At 61.2% G+C, this 536-nt stretch carries 2 protein-coding genes; both read right to left on the minus strand.

Going from position 1 to position 536, the window contains the following annotated elements:
- The coding region (locus EOA32_RS39475) for a hypothetical protein (RefSeq protein ID WP_210214898.1) at positions 1 to 202 on the minus strand (202 nt) is incomplete at its 3' end.
- 1 nt (position 203) lies between these two features.
- Complete coding sequence (locus tag EOA32_RS37650; RefSeq protein ID WP_128374337.1) at positions 204 to 398, minus strand: hypothetical protein; 195 nt, start codon at positions 396 to 398, stop codon at positions 204 to 206.
- Between the last annotated feature and the right edge of the window lie 138 nt (positions 399 to 536).

The raw sequence follows: 536 nt of genomic DNA on the forward strand, positions 1-536 counted from the left end.
GCTGTGCAGCCGCGGCGCGCACGATGTGGCCCGTCACGACGACAAGCCTGCCGGCAGCCGCGGCGCCAATTGAAACGCCTGTCTGGGTTATCGAATTGACCGAGCCAGACGTCGTGAATGTGCCCCTGTGGGTGACGACTGGTCCAGAGGGTGGCGCTGAGAACCGTCGAAAGTTCGCGCCGAAGCCGTTGAGTTGGTTCATTCTAAGCATCGATTTCCTCTTTCAGTGCGGCGTCTGTGGCCGCGATATCGTCGGTGTGAATATGAAAGCACTCGCTTGGTGACGCCCCTGCGTTCAGCCAGGCCATCACGCCGTCCCAGCGCGTCAGATCGAAACGTGAGAAGCCGACGGTCACGGCTGCGAGGCGCGGGGTGAGACCCGTTGTCTCGATGGCCATCACGCAGCCATATCCGCCACGTCCCCAGCCGTCGCCAACGTTGCATCGATGGCGAAGGCGCCATCAGTGAATGCGCGCTTGAAAATGATCTTGCCGGCGCGCTCAAAGATGGCGATCGAGTACGGTTCGCAAATAGAC

Origin of the sequence: Mesorhizobium sp. M1A.F.Ca.ET.072.01.1.1, assembly GCF_004023325.1 — a bacterium.
Lineage (GTDB): Bacteria > Pseudomonadota > Alphaproteobacteria > Rhizobiales > Rhizobiaceae > Mesorhizobium.

Coding starts and splice junctions, on each gene's coding strand:
- EOA32_RS37650 (WP_128374337.1), bottom strand. CDS start 398: ATGGCCATCGAGACAACGGGTCTCACCCCGCGCCTCGCAGCCGTGACC.